Raw genomic sequence first — 17,099 nt, 5'->3', positions numbered from 1 at the left:
TGAATTATGGAGCTTATTTAAGTTCAAATAGGATTAGAGAAAGTGGGTGGGTCATGTCAGTATTTGTGTCGGAAGAGTTCGAATTAGGGACTAAGTTAGAAGACTTGGGAGTATTTGATTCGCTATTAGATGAAGACAGCAACTATTTTATCAATATTAAGAGACTCAAACTTACAAAAGTTCCTGAGTTTGCTGAATCATATAATAAAATCAATGAATATTTTAAAGGTATTGGTATCTTGCTTAAGGCTTCTAATAATAATCAAGATAAATGTTATAGAACTGCTATTAATAAATTTAATTTTTCGGAAGTGAGTGGAATAAATCTCGGATTTTCTAAAGGCACGCATGGAGCTGGATTCGGAAAAAAATTACGAGAGCAAATTATAAAAGATGCATTTGATATCATAAAAAGTGGTTCAGAACAGCCTGAAATATTCCATCTAACTAGTCTTTTTGAAGAGAACGTTGGACCGGATCGGCTTAGTGATATGGTTGCTAGATTAATATATGATGATATCGTTTTATACACTAAGCACGTTTATGAATTAATAGGGATAAATAAAGAGAATTATCCGGATATTCAATTTAAGAACGGAATTGTTATTAATCCGTATAAGGGTTGTGAACTTTTACTATTACCAATTGACATATTACATGAACTTCCTATTGCGAAGGATTGGGATGATATTGATAGAGTTTGTATTGAAAATGAGACAATTAGAGCTGAAATTAATGAATTGGTAGGAAAAGAGTGGAAGAAACTTACTGTTAGTAGTAAGAAACATTATATTAAAGAGTTTATATTTAAAAAACCTGAGATATTACGGCAGGTTATAGCTGACTATGATGCTACTGTTGTTCCTCCCTATAATATATATAAAAATTTGGATTATCTGATTGAAAAAATTATTCATAACGTTACTAATGCAAAAAGCTTCATGGTGGCTTCTCAAAAGAATTCATATGAATCAGCAATAGAGATTTTGAACGTATATAAACAATGGGTAGAAAATCAGAAAGGATATTCAGTGCTAGAGACGGCGGATAGCAGAAATGCAGAAAAAATTGTTCAGAGGACATTACACGGATGTACAGGGTACTACTGCAAAGCTAATGGATTAGATATTAGTCCAGAATCAAATACGGGGAGGGGACCTGTTGATTTTAAAATTAGTAGAGGCACTGATAAAACCGTTATTGAGATAAAACTAACATCCAATAGTGAAACATTACATGGATTTGAAGTGCAGATCGAAGAATATGCAAAATCTGAGGAAACCGATAGTAAGATTTTTTTATTAGTGGATAATGGTAAGGATTCTTATAGGGTTAAGCAGGTAGAAGATAACTATGAACAAAGAAAGGCTAGAGGAGAGAAGCCAGCGCATCTTATAATTATTGATGCAAAACCTAAGGCTTCTGCAAGTAATTATAAGATATAATAGACAGCTAAAAATCACAAGCAAATTGAGTATTCATTATAGTAAACAATGAGAGGGATAATGTGGTAAAGAAATTTTATGCATATTATAAATCTAATTCTGGAATGAAATCTGTAAGTGTGTATAAAGCATTAAAGATGAAAAATTCCAGAATCAATAATAAAGATGAAATAATTGATTTTTGGGACTCTCCTGAATTAAAAAATGCAGAAAAAGTGTTTCCCAAACGATCAAGTATAGATGGTAAGTCTGCACATTTTAGCTATTATTCTGGTTCTACGCATGCTGGTATTAGTAGTGAAATGACAATGACTCATAAACTTTATGAAATAGTATATTCTGAAGCTAATAGATTGCTTTTAGATGAATTCGGTACTCAAGTTATGATCTTTATCAAAAATGCTAAAATGGAGTATTTTTATAGAACACCTTACAATTTGTATTATATTGATATAATGCTTGAGCTAGAGAGAACAGAACCGTTGTTGTATTATTACAAATGGAATGGAAAATTAGCTTTGGAGATTGCTGTTACTCATAAAGTTGAAAAATCTAAAATTAATGATTTAACTGAAAATGGAATACAAATATTTCAAGCTAAAATATATGATAATCAAAGAGTGCCCGAAGATATTAGCAATGAAGAGCAGCATGAATATTATAAACAGATAATTAGGAAAAAAGTTGAAAAAAGCAATTATAAAGTTATTGGAAAATATATAAATGATGTTTTTCCTGAGGCGGGATCAAACATGGAGGAGAGGTATAAAATCTTGGCAAATTTTGAAAAGGAAAAACAAAAACTACAAGAACAAATATTAAACAATAAAAATATTATTGAAGCTCAAGAAGAACAAATTAGAAGCAATGAGACTTCATTACATATTTTAAATAAAAAATATGAAAAGCTGGAAAATGAGCTTATTATAAATGAGAATAAATTACGTACAGTGAATAAAGTATTTCAAAAGAATTCTGAATTGACTGAGCAACATCAAAGAGACCAAGATAGTATTTATAAACTTCAAAATGAGCTTAAGGAAGAGAAAAATAAAGGCTTTATAAAAAAGCTATTTGGCAAATAAAATAGTTAAATGCTTCATTAGGTTGAAGATATTGCTTTATAATTATTCCATTGCCTTCTATTAATAAAACAAAGGAGCGATTGTAGATGAGTGAAGAAATATACAATTTGTTTATTTCAGGCGATGAAAATGCTTGGGACTCAAATTCAACAATATTTGATATAGATAGGTGTATAGTGGAATATACGGAAAAAGATCTTGTTGATAAATTTGTTAAGCTTGGGAAGGACGAAATTAATGAGATAAAAAACTCCCTATGTATTTTTGCTTATGAAGATTATTACGATAAAGATGCTAGTATTGGTTATATAACAGATATTGTCGTGAGACAAGTTGGTATTAAAATAACCTTTGAAAAAGTAGAAGTGCTTTCAAAAGAAAAATTACATAAATTTCAATTCGAATTAGATATAAAGAATTGGGAATTTAATAGAACGCATTGGGCAATTAAGAAAGTGAATTTGTTTAAGGAATTACAATCCATAGGTATTAACCTTAAAGCTGTAAAAACAAATCGACCTGTAGACATCATAAAGCAATTCTTTGATGTTTCATTTACATTTGCAGGGGAATCACGAGACATAGTTGAGCAAGTAGTAAGAGAACTTGAGAAAATATTAGATAAAAATCGTATTTTTTATGACAACAATTTTATTAGTCAACTTGCAAGGCCATCATTGGACACTCTTTTACAAGACATATATAGAAATCGATCAAAATTAATTGTTGTTTTCTTATGTGAGAAATATCAAGATAAAAAATGGTGTGGACTTGAATTTAGAGCTATACGAGAGATGATTATGGAAAAAGAAATAAATAAAATCATGTATATAAGATTGGATACAGGACATGTAGATGGTGTATTCAATACAGATGGTTACATAGATGGAATGAAATTCACTCCACTACAATTAGCGAATTTCATTAATGAGCGTTTGAGCCTATTTGAGTAATTTACATTATTCATTTTGTATAGAATTTTTAAAAACGCGGTTCGATGTAATGTCTGGATAAGCAGTTTTTTGCTTAAATTCGTTTGAGAAGGAGATAATTCGTGGGAAATTTTATCAGCAAGGATGCATTTAAAAGTTTATACAGTAGTGATCCTGTTTATATTTTTGATACAAATATTTACTTGAATTTACTTCGGTATTCAAGAAAATCTAGTCAGGAGTTACTTTTGATTTATAGACTTATACAGGAGAATATATGGGTACCATCACAAGTAAGACACGAATTTCAAAAAAATCTGCCAATAGTAGAAAATCAGCGTATTAGTAATGCAAAAAAAACTGTAACAGATATAAAAAATGCAATAAATAGTTGCAGTAGTGCAGTTATGAAGCAAATGCAATTTTTTATCAAATATAAATTTGCGCAAAGTCAAGAAATTTCTAGCAAGTCCATTTCTGATTTAGAAATACTCAAAAAATCTTTAGAGAGATATGGTGAAAGCTGTATAAAGCAAGAGAATGACGGTTTTATGGACAAACAGGAAGTTGAAGATTTCTTTAGGTTGATTTGTAATCATAGTGAAATGGATGAGCTAGCTCCATCAACTTTGTTTGAGATATATAAAGATGGTGATATTCGTTATAGATATAAAATTCCACCAGGATATATGGATGATCCACGTAATAATTCAAAATCGACTAAAGACGGAGTAGACATTTTTGGAGACTTGGTTTTATGGTATGAGATTATATCTTTTGGTAAGAAAAAAGGAAAGCCGATAGTTTTTGTCACTGCAGATACAAAAGAGGATTGGTTCTTGGAAAAAGATGAAAGAGCAACGGCTCCCCGTGAAGAATTATTGAAAGAGTATGAGGAACGATCAAACGGAAATCAGATTTGTATTTTAACAGATGATAAATTTGTAGAGTACATAGGTGAGATTTTGCATGTTGATACAGTATTAAGTTTAGCAGAAATGCAAAAAGACGATTATGCTGATATAGCTGTAAGGAATAGCCAGGAAGATATTAAGCAGAAAATGCTTGATTGGATGAATTCTGAAGAACATGTATATTTGCTGCCATTTGTTGAGGAAATTAATTGCATTAAAGAAATAAATAATTTAACATTAATCGTAAAAAGTGTTTCTGTTGATGTAAAAACAAGGGTGCACTATTTAGTTGAATTAGATGGTAGTGCAGAAATTGTTGGTGCGTATAATGATAAAGAAATTGGGAGAATTACAATAAGTGATATACGGGATGAGTTTTATTTTACACTTAACATTTCCTTTGATTGTAGTTTCATAACTGGAGCTTCATCGGGGGAAATATTTGGTAAAGATATTTCTAACATAGAAATTAGGACAGGGGTTTTTGAAAGATGTATTTTAGAGAGTGTAACATTAGAATCAAAGCGTGGAATTTTTATCAAACCTAATGAAGATGACTATCAAGTATACAACTATATGATGAAAAATTGGGATCAGTATGAGAGTAAAAATTCAATCGATCGTGCTGAAGCATTGATGTTCATAGATGCAGCAAAGAACTTTGCGAGTTCGCTAATTGAGATAAATAGAGCTTTTACATTGGTTCAAAATCAATCAACAAATATTAACTTGAGTTTAAATGAAATTGACGCATTAGCGATAAAAAGATTTAAGGATATTGGCTTTGTTATTAATGGTGAAGATTGTAGTTTCGAAGGAGAAGCAATTCCGCTGGGGAATGCATATCCACTGCCAAAGACAATGGAAATTTTGCCGCCTCAAGCAGGAAAAGAATTAGAAGTGTATTTTATATGTGAGGCAAAAAATATAGAAAATAAATATGTGCAGATTATAGGTACGACTAATTTACCAATAAATACATATTTAATGATTGAACTTATTAATAGAAAAATTAAATATAGAGCAAGCTCAAAAGCGCAAATATTAGATTATGGAAAATTCGAGAGTGAAATATTCAAATATGGTAGTGATGTATCCTCAAATTCCATTCCTGATGGAGATTACGAGATAGAGATTATAGTTCCTATAACCAGTGTTCAGCCGGATAATGTGAAAGTTGTATTTGGGCAAAAAGGACGAAATTTAGTAGGAACTTATATTACATGTGATGATATAACTGGGAAGACAATTAAGTATCATAAAACGGTAAAATTCAGCCGGTAAAAAGAATAAAATACCCTGCCGCCAAGGGCCCACCAGGTTCAAGCGGCATCTTTTTTGACGCATCAAGGCATGTTGAATCGGTGGCGTTGATAGAGCGTAAAGGGCTTGGTGAGTGAGGTGTAGCGGGTTTTGGGTGATTTTACCTGTGTGTTTTTTTGTGCTGTGGAGGCAGGAAATGACACAAGGGGGGGTGAACCTTAACGCGTAATTCAAACAAATACGCGTAATTATTAGGGATTTTGCGTAAAGGTATAGCAGAGTTTAGGGAAAATGCCCCCTAACTAATTGGAATATTTGGAACGAAAAGGGATTGATTAAAATTATTCGTCAGCTTTAATGATTTCATCTATCATGCTATGATAACCTACTGTATAGAGTAGCTTTATATTTTTAAAATCATTATAAACCGAAATTATTTTGTCCTCATATGCTTCCTTAAATAAGGTCTGATCACTATCGTCATAACATTTAACTCCAACCTCAATTATAAACTCATAGTTCTTATAATGAGTCTCCCTATAACCGCTACCATCTTTGTACATATTTCGTGATACCGATATTGCGTACTTATCATACAATGTTATTTCGTAACCGAACATTTTGTTTGCAATGCTATCAAGAAGAATTTCTATGGTTAAAGCACTATCAAATCCGAAGACAGAAGTTAACAATTTATTAATAAAGGAACAAACATTATCATCAATTTTATCTACACCAAAACATAGATCTTTTCTATTTACAACAAGTGATTTGATAAATTCTTCAAAGTTTGGTGATATTTTATACCAATAATCCAGATCATAAGCATACCATACGCTTGGTTCCGAATCATTTTTATCTCCATAAAAGAAATAATAAGCACCATGTCCATCATCTGATGCAAATTCAAAAGATAACCTAAAGAATTTAACCATTTCATAATACCCAACTACCCGTGCGTTTAAACTTCTATTGTCCGTATACTCTATCTTTCTGATTGCAGCATCTAACTTATTCGCATAATTATGGAACTCTTGATAAAATTGGTTAATTTGTTCATCATCAGGTTCCTCACTATCAAAGTATTCTGGTATTATACCTTCTTCTCTGAATTTATCAAATTGTCCTGATTTAAAAATATAAAACATAAGATCATATACAAATTCATAGAAACCATTGTCAAGGAGTAATTCCCAGTTTTGTTTAAATGCTCTTTGAATGCTCCAAAAATCTCTATTAACTCCATACATAATATCAATATAGGTGTGACATGTTTTTCCCTTATCATTCTTGAATAATGCATATGTATCTTTAATTCTTCCACCGTCACAAGATAGTATCATTTCAATATATGCGGGAGGAAGTTTTATATTAAATTCCTTTTCTAAATCATTAATCTTTTGTTTAATAACTTCAGGGACAACCTCTAAGTTCTTATCGCTTGATATTGGGGAAAGAAATCTTCTATAGTCCATTTTTCACTCTCCATAATAATAAATTTATAACCTTTTATAAACAAAAAATATTAAATCATCTTCTGCTTTTAACTTTTTCAGCTTTTGGGATTCTGATTGTTCAATTGCAAAGAGCACTCCTAGACAAGACATATTTTTTCATCCTTATTTTATCGCTATAATTTATTATTTAATTAATCTTTCATCAACTTTGCCGCGAATAATGTGTGCTTGCAGCTACGTCAAGTTTTGTAAACGTGCACACACCAAACATTCGAGGGTTATATACCTTCTATGTCCCTGAAAAGGTTTGCTGAGCACCCCGTGATTCATAAATAAACTTGTTTCTTAAAATAAAAGCCATAGAAACCCAGCAATAGATAAGATATCCGCTTCTTAAATCAATAGTTCAGATTTAAATTATCTTCAAAATCTAAGCCTAATACAGCCTTTATTTGTGATTTGTAAAATGAACACCAACAAATCCCCATTCTAGTCGCGATATTCCTTGGTCAACCTCAATTTTATCAATTTCTTTTATAATTGGGCTCCCATATAAGCAAAATCCAATATAATAATACTTTTTACATACTTTGCATTGATAATATGTATTTATTGTGTAGTGATTCCCTTTATCCAAATACATCTCAATCTCCTCTGGCAAACAATTTCCAGCATGTAATTCTATTGTATTCTCTCTTAATAACTGTTGAACTACATTCAAATTTATTTGATTCTCAGCAACAAGTTGTTCCATTTTGCTACAATCAATGCACATTGCAGGTATCTCCTTTTTGATTAATATATAATTATCAGGTTGGGGTAAAACCATTCTAACGTGTACTCATGGACAAGATCATGTAGCAAACCAGAAGTTACTCAGTAAAATAGAAGTATTCTTTCTCACTTTCAAAAAACAAATCTCTATACCCTGCATATGATTTATCAAAACGTAGTTGATAACCTGAAACCACTTTTACTTCCTTAAAACTAAAAGTCTCTTCATTAATGAATTTGTAATTCAAGTATATTCCATTATCTAATGTTGAGGCAACATCTAGATCATCACTTCTAAAAGGAAATTTGGGTCTGAATTTTTTTACATATCCTGACTTTTCATCAATTTGTCCTTTAGAATATTGAGAAATAAAGCACGGTTCTTGAATCACAAAATCAATGTCTTCAATATATTTTTTTAGCTGATACTCGTATAAATCTGAAGCTGTATTTTCATCCATGCATTTGTTTAATTGCCACCAGTTTTCGTAATCAATCACACTTGCTAACCATAGTGGTACAAATGCATCTATCTCACTAATATGGTTGTCTTTTTGTATACTGTATAGGGACACTGTTTGTTGATATTCCTGCATTGTCCAAATGAAAATGGATTGGATTTTTGAGCGATCAAAATTTTGGATAATTGAAATTAACCTCTCTTTATTAATGTTCTTTATATTGTGAATAGAATTCATTCTAATATCTCCTATATGTGGCGTATATGTCAACTTGTATTTGCGTGCATTAAGCCTTTTGTGGGGGCATAGTGTCTAAGTCCTGCAAAAATTACTAGATTATTTTCGTTATTACCATATTATAAATTTGAAAATGGAATTAAGTTATGAAGTTCGGTTACATGTCTTCCTGTTACCTCATAATTTGCATTTGTTTCCATTAAAGTCCAAGATGGTAAACCTTCTCCTTCATTTTCCAAATCATAATCGGATCCCGCAGGGTCTGATAAACGATATAAAACTTCATTTAATGCCGTTAATGCTATTTCATATGCAAATTTCCCTAATAATTCTGGAGATGCTCCTTTATTTATAAGTTCTGTTTCTGCTTCAGAAATATCTAAACCTTGTTCGATTCTGTGCTTCAGCACATTACCATATTCAGTTTTATAAAATTCAAGACTATTATTTAATGGCCTGACAAAGCGAAATGCTGCTAACCATGCCCGATTCTCTTATCATTCACTTCAAAATTGGAATAGTATTCTGCTGCATTTTTTGATAGGCCAAACTTCTTTAAAAGTATTTTGACTTCTTCTTTATTCATTTTCGTTTCTCCTCTTCTAAATAAAATATTCATTCAGCTTTCTGGTCTTAACCCAGGCAGAGACAGGATGTTTGTAAGTGTCAAACCGACTGTATCTTGAGTGAAGAGTAATTTATTGAGATAATACCTTAAAATAATAGTTCTGGGAGGTATTGATGTCAAGTAATATAAAACACGATATTTGGAAGGAAAGAATAGCTGATTATCGTTCCAGCAAACTCAAAGCACAAGAGTGGTGCAATAAAAATAATGTATCAATTAAGACACTCTACTATTGGATAAGAAGATTTAATAAGGAAACCATAACATCAAGCGATGCACCGAATGAATTTGTGCCAGTAACTACACAAGATATTATAATTAACACTTCAGTTCCAATAGTAATACGACTTGGAAAAATAGAAATAGATGTACCTGATAACTGTCATGTAGATACCATTCGCAAAGTATTGAAGGCACTTGAAGTGTATGCTTGATTTTGGTGCTGGAACTCAAGTATATCTTGCATGTGGTGCCACTGATCTGCGTAAAAGCATTAATGGTCTTGCTGCTATTGTGAAACTTCGATTTAAACTGGATCCATATTCAAAGTGTCTGTTTGTATTTTGTAATAGAAATCATAACCTTATAAAAATAATTCAGTGGGATGGGACAGGTCTATGGCTTTTAATGAAGCGACTGGATAAAGGAAATTTTCGATGGCCCATGACTGCATCTGATGTAAAGCAAGTATCTATTAAAGAACTTCGATGGTTACTCGAAGGATTATCCATTGAGCAAAGCAGTGCGTTTAAGGAACGTCATCCAGGCATTGTAATTTAGTAAAAATTCTGCGAAACGTTGAATTATCAAGGTTTTAACGAAATGAATGCTGGATTTTTCGCACTAAATATGGTATAATATACATATGAAAACATTAAACGATAACATCTTAACAGACCAACAATTGAATGATTGTTCTAAAGAACAACTTATTTCCATATGCAAGCTCCTTATGGAACAGAATAAAGAAATTAGTACCAAGATGGATAGTCTTATACAACAAATAAGTCTGTATAACCACCGTCGTTTCGGTTCTTCAAGCGAAAAAGACAAATATCCGGAAGGTTACGAACAGGTATCTCTTTGTTTTAATGAAGTAGAAGCTATTTCGAATGCCAACATTGCTGAACCTGAATACGAGGTAGTTGTTCCTAAGCCTTTTAAACGTAAAAAGCAAAAAGGCAAGCGTGAAACCGACCTTGCCGATTTTCCTGTTATACATATTGAACATAAACTTTCTGATGAAGAAAGAATCTGCAGTGAATGCGGTAAATTACTTAAAGTTATTAAAACAGAAAAAACCAGTTATCTCAGGTTTGTTCCAGCACACTTTGAAAGGGAGGAACATGAGGTATATGTATATGGCTGTGCGGATAGCAAATGCGACAATATCATACGTGCTCCTAAAGAACAATCGTTACTTCGTGGTAGTATAGCTACTCCTTCGATAGTTGCTGCTATAATGAACGGAAAGTATGTAAACTCTATGCCTCTGGCACGGCATGAAAGTGAATTTCAACGCTATGGTGTAAATTTATCCAGACAGACAATGGCTAACTGGATGATACGTTGCAGCGAAGAATATTTATCCCTTTTATATGATGAGATGAAAAAACAGCTTCTTTCGTATAAAACAATCCATTCAGATGAAACAAAAGTTCAAGTATTACATGAGGACGGCCGTAAAGCAACCACAGATAGTTGGATGTGGGTGTATCGTTCTGGGGAACTATGTAACGGACCGCCGATTATATTATTCAATTACGAAACTACCCGAGGTGGCTATCATCCCAAGCAATATTTGGAAGGATACTCTGGATATCTGATCGCAGATGGCTATGATGTTTATCATAAACTGCCTGAAAACATAGTTGTATCGGGATGTTTCGCACATGCAAGGCGTCGATATGATGAATGTTTGAAAAGTGTTCCTGAAAAAGAACGAAAAGGAACTATAGCTGATGAAGCCATTAAACGTATTGCTCTATTATATAAGATTGAAGCCATATTAAAAGATAAATCTACGGAGGAAAGGTATGAAGGACGGCTTAATCAAAGCAAACCTGTTCTTGATGCTTATTTTCAATGGCTAAAATCTATGTCCGGAGCTATTGATTCCGGCTCTCTAATTGGCAAGGCAATTAACTATTCTTTAAAGCAGCAACAATACCTTATGAACTATTTGCTGGATGGAAGCATATCTATTGATAATAACGCTGTTGAAAGGTCTATCCGAATTTTTGCAACAGGAAGAAAAAACTGGGAATTCTGCAATACTCCAAACGGAGCAAAAGCTAGTGCAATAATATATAGCATTACTGAAACGGCAAAAGCCAATGGATTAAAACCATATGAATATCTTGTATATGTTTTTGAAACCATTCCTAAACATTACATGGGAACAAGCAGGGATTTCTTGCAGGATTTGCTGCCGTGGTCTGATAAGATACCTGAAACATGCAAATCCAAGAAAAATAATATTTAAAATAGAGCCTGAATAAACTGGGCTCTATTTTATTATGTCAATACACTATCGTTTTGACGCTTACCTATATTTCGCCTAATACTTTCACGTGCTTGTATTTTTCTCTCTTCTATCTGACCCAATTCACGATAAGAGTTAATTAGAGTTGAAAGTATCAACATATCATAATATACTGTGTTGCCATAATCACCCTTTTGTTTTAAAAATTTTTGCGATTCTTCCCATAATTCTGAATCCTCAATGGAATCCGAATAATTTTCCTCATGTTCATAAAATTTTTTCATCCACCTGCTGTCTAAATCATCATAAGCTATGGAGTTCATTTTGTTGTATTTACTAATTAATTCTTCTATATCCCTGTATTTTTCATTTGTAAAGGGACCTGAAAATTGTTCACTTAATCGAGTATATGCCTCTCCAAATTCTCTAGCGGGTGAGTATTGTAGTGCGATTATTAGTGCTGAAATTATTATAACCCCAGCGAATATATACTTGAATTTATTGAATAAATCTATGAAATAATAACGTACTAACAATATGTTCATATACATTCACCTCAGTCATATATGTTGAGAAAGACCTCTGATAGGTTATTCACCTTTGGAAACTTTTTATTATGCTCTTCAATTATTTCTGGAACAGTGCCCTCATAAATTATCGAGCGGTCTTTTAATAACAGTATTTTGTTTGATATATCCTCAACATCGGAAACGACATGAGTTGAGAATAATATTACTTTAGTACTAGAAACTTCTTTTATATATTCTAAGAAGAGCATTCGCTCTTTCGGATCAAGTCCCACTGTTGGCTCATCAAGAATGAGAATCTCTGGGTTGCCTAGTAATGCCTGGGCTATAGAAATTCGTTGCTTCATACCTCCTGAATAAGCTTTTATTTTCTTCTTTGCATATTCGGTCATTCTAACGATGCTTATAACTCTCTCTATTTCACTTTGAATATGTTTAACTGGTATTTGTTTTAATAGGCATATGTATTCAAGAAACTCATATCCGGTATAGAACGGATAATATGGAGGAGATTGAGGTACAAATCCCAAAGATTTACGGTATTCGGATATTGATATATTTATATCATTATTATTGTATAATATCTGACCATTATCATAATCAAGAGAAGTGGCAATAATATTAAGCAAAGTTGATTTACCAATCCCGTTTGCACCCAGTATTGATGTTATTCCAATATCAAATATGGTAGACAAGTTTACTATAACATGATTATCTCGGTATTTTTTTGTTAAGTTTTTTATCTCTAGCATTTATTTTTCCTCTCTAATCAGTTCAAATTTAGATTTATTGGTAAGAAACGGCATGTAATTATCACTTTCCAAAGGAAATATTAAGGCATATAAAGTTCCTTCGGTATCTTCACCTGTTAATTCTATTTCTTTTGAAAGCATGTTTTCTCCACTCAATGTGAATACGTAATTGTATTTATCTTTTGAAAGATAGATAGGTTTGTTGTTGCAGAATATAAGAAGAGAGTACACTCCTTTATCTCCAACCGCTTCTATTCTAAATTCTTTGCGTTTATCATAGTTAAACTGAATACTCCTATCAATTATCATCTCGTATCTCTTTGTTTCTATTCCTTGTAATGTGGCAAACTGATGATTGCTATACCTCTCATTAATCTCTTCACTCTTATAGCAATAATCAGTTTCATTGGTGGTAAATGTATTAGTTTCGACCTGAATAGTGTCTGGAACAATCAATTGATGAGCAAAGGATACCTTGTTAAAAAACATGTTATCCTCCTGACCAGTAACGATCTGATTCTCTGTAATAACTGTGAAGACAAGAAAATTTTTTTCAGGAAGAAGCTGTTCTTCATCCAACTGAATATTGACTTCCATCTCAGTAACAGAATTTGCTTCAGTGCTGCCATTATAATAGACTCCAACTTCTTTGTTGTTAACCTTAATAGGACACATATATCCGTTTAATGTCACAAGAAAGGTATAATCAGTTTTATAATCTGTCAAGTTATAGAACTTGATAATTCGGTCCTTATTTTTTGAAAACTTATCAATGGCATTAGGGAGCATTTTCATGGACATGTCAAATACTTGAAGTCCATAATTGTACTTATTTTTATACTCATTTAATTCCAATACTTCTTCATGGACACAACTTGTTAAAAACATTAAAATTATTATAATCACCAAAAGATTAAATGTTCTAGATTTCATTTTGTTATCACCCCTATAACAACAATAAGAATGTCAAAACCGAGTGTTTGTTGTCTAATAATACAAAAAATAATCTTGGTTCACTCAGTGCTTTTTCTGGTATTCCTTCAAGTTTTCCTTGCTTCAAAAGTACAAACTTCAGAGATAGGTAGAAGGAAGAGTATAGCCCCAAATAAAGTGAACAGGATAATTAATCCCAAAATCACATGACATTGATTTGAAGTACACATATAACATATTGCTATATATCATACAATACTCGTCACATGATTGTTGGCTAGGCTTCGTCATGGTAACTATTTCAGGTTAATTATTACTCACGGGATTCTAGGGAGCAACATGGAGGACTCCCTTGCAATTTTCTAATAGTTGGCAACTACCAGCCTCCATAGTGGGACTTTCACCTCCAAGTTATGCTAGCATGACTCCAAAAATCATGCCCACCCGCTAAGCAGGTGATTTGCTCTAGCCCTATAAGGGCATGGTGCTAAGCAGAGCCTCAAGGCTCATTGAATAGTCTGCCAGCAGCACTTTTCCTCAAACAATCCCTAAAGGGATTATTCTTTTTGTTCTTGACTCCTGGCTCACCCGTAAACGGGTCCATATATTCTTTCAAACTAATCTGATCATATGCTATATCTTCTTGTAATTGCTTTCTAATATATTCTTCTATTGCCTTTTTATTTCTGCCTACTGTATCCACATAATATCATCTACACCAAAAGTGCCTATTACCATATTTATACTTTAAATTTGCGTACCTGTCGAATATCATTAGCAAACTTTTGCCTTTTAGGTATCTCATAAAGCTTGATACGCTCATTTTAGGCGGTATAGACACTAACATATGTATGTGGTCTGGACATGCATTGGCCTCAATTATTTCTACTTTCTTATATTCACACAGCTTTCTCAAAATTTTTCCTATATCAATTTTTATTTTTCTATATATAACCTGTGTTCTATATTTTGGTGCAAAAACTATGTGGTATTTACAATTCCATTGTGTATGTGATAAACTTTCTGTATCCATTTGGATTACTACCTCCTTCATATTTAGTGCGGCTGGCTAAACCTGCACTATCTTATCAAACAGAGGTAGTTTTTTCTACTCATAGCTGAAAGCTTTTTGGAACCACCTGCATAGCAGGTGGTTTTCTGTATACAACAATGACCGGAGCACGAATATTCCATGCTCCGATGATCATTACATGGTTAGAAGTATTGTGAAGTGCTCCCTGACCAAGATCCGCGAATTGATGAAGAGTAGGTGTGTCCACCTGTACCTTTATTACCATAGTCGTTTGGAGCCTCACTAGTTACAGAAATCTGCCCTGTAGAATTATTGACAATTTTGTCAGCATATTGGGTCTTTTCGCTTGACCCATCGTTATACCAAACGACGGCTGCAACTCCGTATGTACCAGTCGCATCTGCACTTGTATAGGCTGTAGCTGAGTCATTGCTCCAAAATCCACCTTGCTGGACGGTTATACTGCCGTTACAATTGGCATATCCTGCTGATCCTCCAGAAGACTGCCCTGAAGTGGTACTTGCTGCAAAAGTTGGTACTGAGTTTGCAAGAACGACTAAACCCATTAAACATGTTACTATACGTAGCCTTAATTTTGACATATTATTATCCTCCATATCATAAGTTAGAATGTAATAAAACTGTAAAAACTATCTTCTGCAATTATAAAACTTGATACTACTCCCCCTCCTTTACGTCATATTTTACAATAAACTAGTTTTTGTATGTCTAACAATATCATTTATTAGCAAAATTTTCAAAAAGGAAAAACATTTACAGAACAAGTTAACATAGTTTATCTGAAAATTACTTTTAAATTCTCTAAAATTCACATTTAAACTATAAAAATATGAATTTTTGGTATTTTTGCCCATGGGGTTTGTTGGATGCCTTTGAAAGTAGCACAATTTGACTTCAAGCAGAAAAAATTTCCTCAATTTTATCTTTTTCCATTTCGATGTGCCAAAGAATTGTCATACCTAGAAATGGTTGGTTCAATGATGATGTTGTATAATAATACTTGACACGAAGGCCTCGAACAAATAGTCTAAAAGCAAGAAAAAACGGGGGGCAATCATGTCAGGAAATGAAAAAAGAACTACAAGACAGTATACAAAAGATTACAAGGCGGAATCTGTAAAACTTGTAAAAGAGATAGGAATCACAAAGGCGGCTATAGAATTAGGTGTGCCCAAGACTACTTTATTCCAGTGGGTAAAGCATGCAGAAATAGGTGATTTGGATACTGGTGCAGGCACTCAAACTCCAGATTCTGCAATGACTCAAGCAATGGAAATTCAGAAGTTGCGGGCAGATATTAAGGCTTTGGTGAAGGACAATGCACGATTGAAGAAAGAAAATGACTTTTTGGAAGAGGCTTCCGCTTTTTTCGCAGCGAGCCGTCAGAGGTTGGCAAAGAAGAGCGAATGAAGCTCATCGCAATAAAGACCGAAAATGGTAAACTGACAGGCGATATTGCGTTTTATTGCAGGATATTGAAGGGTTCTCGACAAGGCTTCTATAATCACCTTGAAGCACAGAAGAAGCCTTGGAAATACGAAGCTCTGGCGGCCGAAATTTACGAAATAATAGATGAAGACGAGTGTAATGATACATATGGGCGATATCGGATGCATAAAGCCTTAGAAATAAAGAAAGAAACCGTAGAAGGCGAATTTCCACATATTCCTTGCGAACGGACAGTGTATATGATAATGGAACGTTTGGGTATAGTGCACACCCCTAAGCACAAGCCCAACGGGATAACAAAAGCAGACAGGGAAGCCATGAAGTCGGACTACAAGATCAAAAGAGATTTCACAGCGGAAAGACCGCTTGAAAAAGCCGGGACTGATATTACGGAAATTCAGACTGCCGATGGGAAGCTTTATATATCAGCAATTGAAGATTGCTTTGATAATGCAATTTTAGGGATTTCAATGGAACACAACATGAAAACAGGATTATGTGCAGAGACTTAAAAAAGTGCAATTATAGCTTATCCTGGATTAAGAGGAGCGATTATCCATTCTGACAGAGGAAGCCAGTATACCAGTGGGGAGTATCGTCAAGCGATAGAAAGATATGGAATAATTCAAAGTATGAACAGTGCAGGTGGTAGGTGTCATGACAATGCAAAATGTGAATACCTGTGGGGGCGATTCAAAGAAGA

Annotated in this window: 18 protein-coding genes and 1 pseudogene; 10 read left to right on the top strand and 9 right to left on the bottom strand. The window is 33.2% G+C overall.

Annotation, left to right across the window (positions count from 1 at the left end; genetic code table 11):
- Positions 1–53 precede the first annotated feature (53 nt).
- From VIS94_07910 to VIS94_07895, 4 genes are all read left to right on the top strand, one after another.
- A complete protein-coding gene (locus VIS94_07910) occupies positions 54–1,445 on the top strand; it encodes a hypothetical protein (GenBank protein HEY9160993.1) in 1,392 nt (463 codons plus the stop codon).
- A 62-nt stretch (positions 1,446–1,507) separates the two neighbouring features.
- Positions 1,508–2,530 (top strand): hypothetical protein, encoded by a 1,023-nt coding sequence (locus tag VIS94_07905; protein HEY9160992.1) that lies wholly within the window; start codon positions 1,508–1,510, stop codon positions 2,528–2,530.
- An 86-nt stretch (positions 2,531–2,616) separates the two neighbouring features.
- A complete protein-coding gene (locus tag VIS94_07900) occupies positions 2,617–3,483 on the top strand; it encodes a hypothetical protein (GenBank protein HEY9160991.1) in 867 nt (288 codons plus the stop codon).
- 101 nt (positions 3,484–3,584) lie between these two features.
- A complete protein-coding gene (locus VIS94_07895) occupies positions 3,585–5,660 on the top strand; it encodes a PIN-like domain-containing protein (protein ID HEY9160990.1) in 2,076 nt (691 codons plus the stop codon).
- Positions 5,661–5,980: 320 nt separating this feature from the next.
- Here the strand turns inward: VIS94_07895 and VIS94_07890 are convergent, their stop codons facing one another.
- From VIS94_07890 to VIS94_07875, 4 genes are all read right to left on the bottom strand, one after another.
- The gene (locus VIS94_07890; GenBank protein HEY9160989.1) at positions 5,981–7,114 is read right to left on the bottom strand and encodes an SMI1/KNR4 family protein; all 1,134 of its coding nucleotides are present in this window, start codon (positions 7,112–7,114) and stop codon (positions 5,981–5,983) included.
- Between the two features lie 430 nt (positions 7,115–7,544).
- Positions 7,545–7,925: a hypothetical protein gene (locus tag VIS94_07885; protein ID HEY9160988.1), complete on the bottom strand. Its 381-nt coding sequence runs from the start codon at positions 7,923–7,925 to the stop codon at positions 7,545–7,547.
- 43 nt (positions 7,926–7,968) lie between these two features.
- Complete coding sequence (locus VIS94_07880) at positions 7,969–8,568, bottom strand: hypothetical protein (protein HEY9160987.1); 600 nt, start codon at positions 8,566–8,568, stop codon at positions 7,969–7,971.
- Between the two features lie 119 nt (positions 8,569–8,687).
- Positions 8,688–8,978, bottom strand: coding sequence for a hypothetical protein (locus tag VIS94_07875; protein ID HEY9160986.1), 291 nt, complete (start codon positions 8,976–8,978; stop codon positions 8,688–8,690).
- Positions 8,979–9,309: 331 nt separating this feature from the next.
- Between VIS94_07875 and VIS94_07870 the strand changes: the two genes are divergently transcribed.
- The 3 genes from VIS94_07870 (at position 9,310) to VIS94_07860 (ending at position 11,681) form a co-directional block, all read left to right on the top strand.
- Positions 9,310–9,630 (top strand): hypothetical protein, encoded by a 321-nt coding sequence (locus VIS94_07870; protein ID HEY9160985.1) that lies wholly within the window; start codon positions 9,310–9,312, stop codon positions 9,628–9,630.
- A complete protein-coding gene (gene tnpB / locus VIS94_07865) occupies positions 9,623–9,976 on the top strand; it encodes an IS66 family insertion sequence element accessory protein TnpB (GenBank protein ID HEY9160984.1) in 354 nt (117 codons plus the stop codon). Before VIS94_07870 ends, tnpB begins: the two co-directional genes overlap by 8 nt.
- Positions 9,977–10,148: 172 nt before the next feature.
- Positions 10,149–11,681 carry an IS66 family transposase gene (locus VIS94_07860; GenBank protein ID HEY9160983.1) on the top strand — a complete coding sequence of 511 codons (1,533 nt, stop codon included), beginning with the start codon at positions 10,149–10,151 and terminating at the stop codon, positions 11,679–11,681.
- A gap of 32 nt (positions 11,682–11,713) precedes the next feature.
- Here VIS94_07860 and VIS94_07855 read toward each other — a convergent pair whose 3' ends face one another.
- The 5 genes and pseudogenes from VIS94_07855 to VIS94_07835 form a co-directional block, all read right to left on the bottom strand.
- The gene (locus VIS94_07855) at positions 11,714–12,226 is read right to left on the bottom strand and encodes a hypothetical protein (protein ID HEY9160982.1); all 513 of its coding nucleotides are present in this window, start codon (positions 12,224–12,226) and stop codon (positions 11,714–11,716) included.
- 11 nt (positions 12,227–12,237) lie between these two features.
- Positions 12,238–12,960, bottom strand: coding sequence for an ATP-binding cassette domain-containing protein (locus VIS94_07850; GenBank protein HEY9160981.1), 723 nt, complete (start codon positions 12,958–12,960; stop codon positions 12,238–12,240).
- Entirely contained in the window at positions 12,961–13,893 is a 933-nt protein-coding gene (locus tag VIS94_07845; GenBank protein ID HEY9160980.1) for a hypothetical protein, read from the bottom strand. It lies immediately after the preceding gene.
- 499 nt (positions 13,894–14,392) lie between these two features.
- Positions 14,393–14,926: pseudogene (gene tnpA, locus VIS94_07840) on the bottom strand (IS200/IS605 family transposase).
- A 182-nt stretch (positions 14,927–15,108) separates the two neighbouring features.
- The gene (locus VIS94_07835; GenBank protein ID HEY9160979.1) at positions 15,109–15,528 is read right to left on the bottom strand and encodes a hypothetical protein; all 420 of its coding nucleotides are present in this window, start codon (positions 15,526–15,528) and stop codon (positions 15,109–15,111) included.
- Between the two features lie 475 nt (positions 15,529–16,003).
- On the opposite strand from VIS94_07835, the gene VIS94_07830 reads away from it, so the two are divergent.
- From VIS94_07830 to VIS94_07820, 3 genes are all read left to right on the top strand, one after another.
- A complete protein-coding gene (locus tag VIS94_07830) occupies positions 16,004–16,357 on the top strand; it encodes a transposase (GenBank protein ID HEY9160978.1) in 354 nt (117 codons plus the stop codon).
- Positions 16,354–16,908, top strand: coding sequence for a hypothetical protein (locus VIS94_07825; GenBank protein ID HEY9160977.1), 555 nt, complete (start codon positions 16,354–16,356; stop codon positions 16,906–16,908). Before VIS94_07830 ends, VIS94_07825 begins: the two co-directional genes overlap by 4 nt.
- A 9-nt stretch (positions 16,909–16,917) precedes the next feature.
- Positions 16,918–17,099 (top strand): DDE-type integrase/transposase/recombinase (locus tag VIS94_07820; GenBank protein HEY9160976.1); only part of this gene is annotated, 182 nt, incomplete at its 3' end.

This window comes from Desulfomonilia bacterium (assembly GCA_036567785.1).
In the GTDB taxonomy this organism is placed as follows: domain Bacteria; phylum Desulfobacterota; class Desulfomonilia; order UBA1062; family UBA1062; genus DATCTV01.
Note: the sequence above shows the minus strand (reverse complement) of the source record. Positions and strands in the feature narration are given on the sequence as shown.

What these genes read in the sequence shown, in the direction of transcription:
- VIS94_07890 (HEY9160989.1), bottom strand. Translation starts at nt 7,114, where the DNA reads ATGGACTATAGAAGATTTCTTTCCCCAATATCAAGCGATAAGAACTTA.
- VIS94_07845 (HEY9160980.1), bottom strand. Translation starts at nt 13,893, where the DNA reads ATGAAATCTAGAACATTTAATCTTTTGGTGATTATAATAATTTTAATG.
- VIS94_07855 (HEY9160982.1), bottom strand. Translation starts at nt 12,226, where the DNA reads ATGAACATATTGTTAGTACGTTATTATTTCATAGATTTATTCAATAAA.
- VIS94_07825 (HEY9160977.1), top strand. Translation starts at nt 16,354, where the DNA reads ATGAAGCTCATCGCAATAAAGACCGAAAATGGTAAACTGACAGGCGAT.
- VIS94_07870 (HEY9160985.1), top strand. Translation starts at nt 9,310, where the DNA reads ATGTCAAGTAATATAAAACACGATATTTGGAAGGAAAGAATAGCTGAT.
- VIS94_07880 (HEY9160987.1), bottom strand. Translation starts at nt 8,568, where the DNA reads ATGAATTCTATTCACAATATAAAGAACATTAATAAAGAGAGGTTAATT.
- VIS94_07850 (HEY9160981.1), bottom strand. Translation starts at nt 12,960, where the DNA reads ATGCTAGAGATAAAAAACTTAACAAAAAAATACCGAGATAATCATGTT.
- tnpB (HEY9160984.1), top strand. Translation starts at nt 9,623, where the DNA reads ATGCTTGATTTTGGTGCTGGAACTCAAGTATATCTTGCATGTGGTGCC.
- VIS94_07900 (HEY9160991.1), top strand. Translation starts at nt 2,617, where the DNA reads ATGAGTGAAGAAATATACAATTTGTTTATTTCAGGCGATGAAAATGCT.
- VIS94_07910 (HEY9160993.1), top strand. Translation starts at nt 54, where the DNA reads ATGTCAGTATTTGTGTCGGAAGAGTTCGAATTAGGGACTAAGTTAGAA.
- VIS94_07885 (HEY9160988.1), bottom strand. Translation starts at nt 7,925, where the DNA reads ATGGTTTTACCCCAACCTGATAATTATATATTAATCAAAAAGGAGATA.
- VIS94_07860 (HEY9160983.1), top strand. Translation starts at nt 10,149, where the DNA reads ATGGAACAGAATAAAGAAATTAGTACCAAGATGGATAGTCTTATACAA.
- VIS94_07830 (HEY9160978.1), top strand. Translation starts at nt 16,004, where the DNA reads ATGTCAGGAAATGAAAAAAGAACTACAAGACAGTATACAAAAGATTAC.
- VIS94_07835 (HEY9160979.1), bottom strand. Translation starts at nt 15,528, where the DNA reads ATGTCAAAATTAAGGCTACGTATAGTAACATGTTTAATGGGTTTAGTC.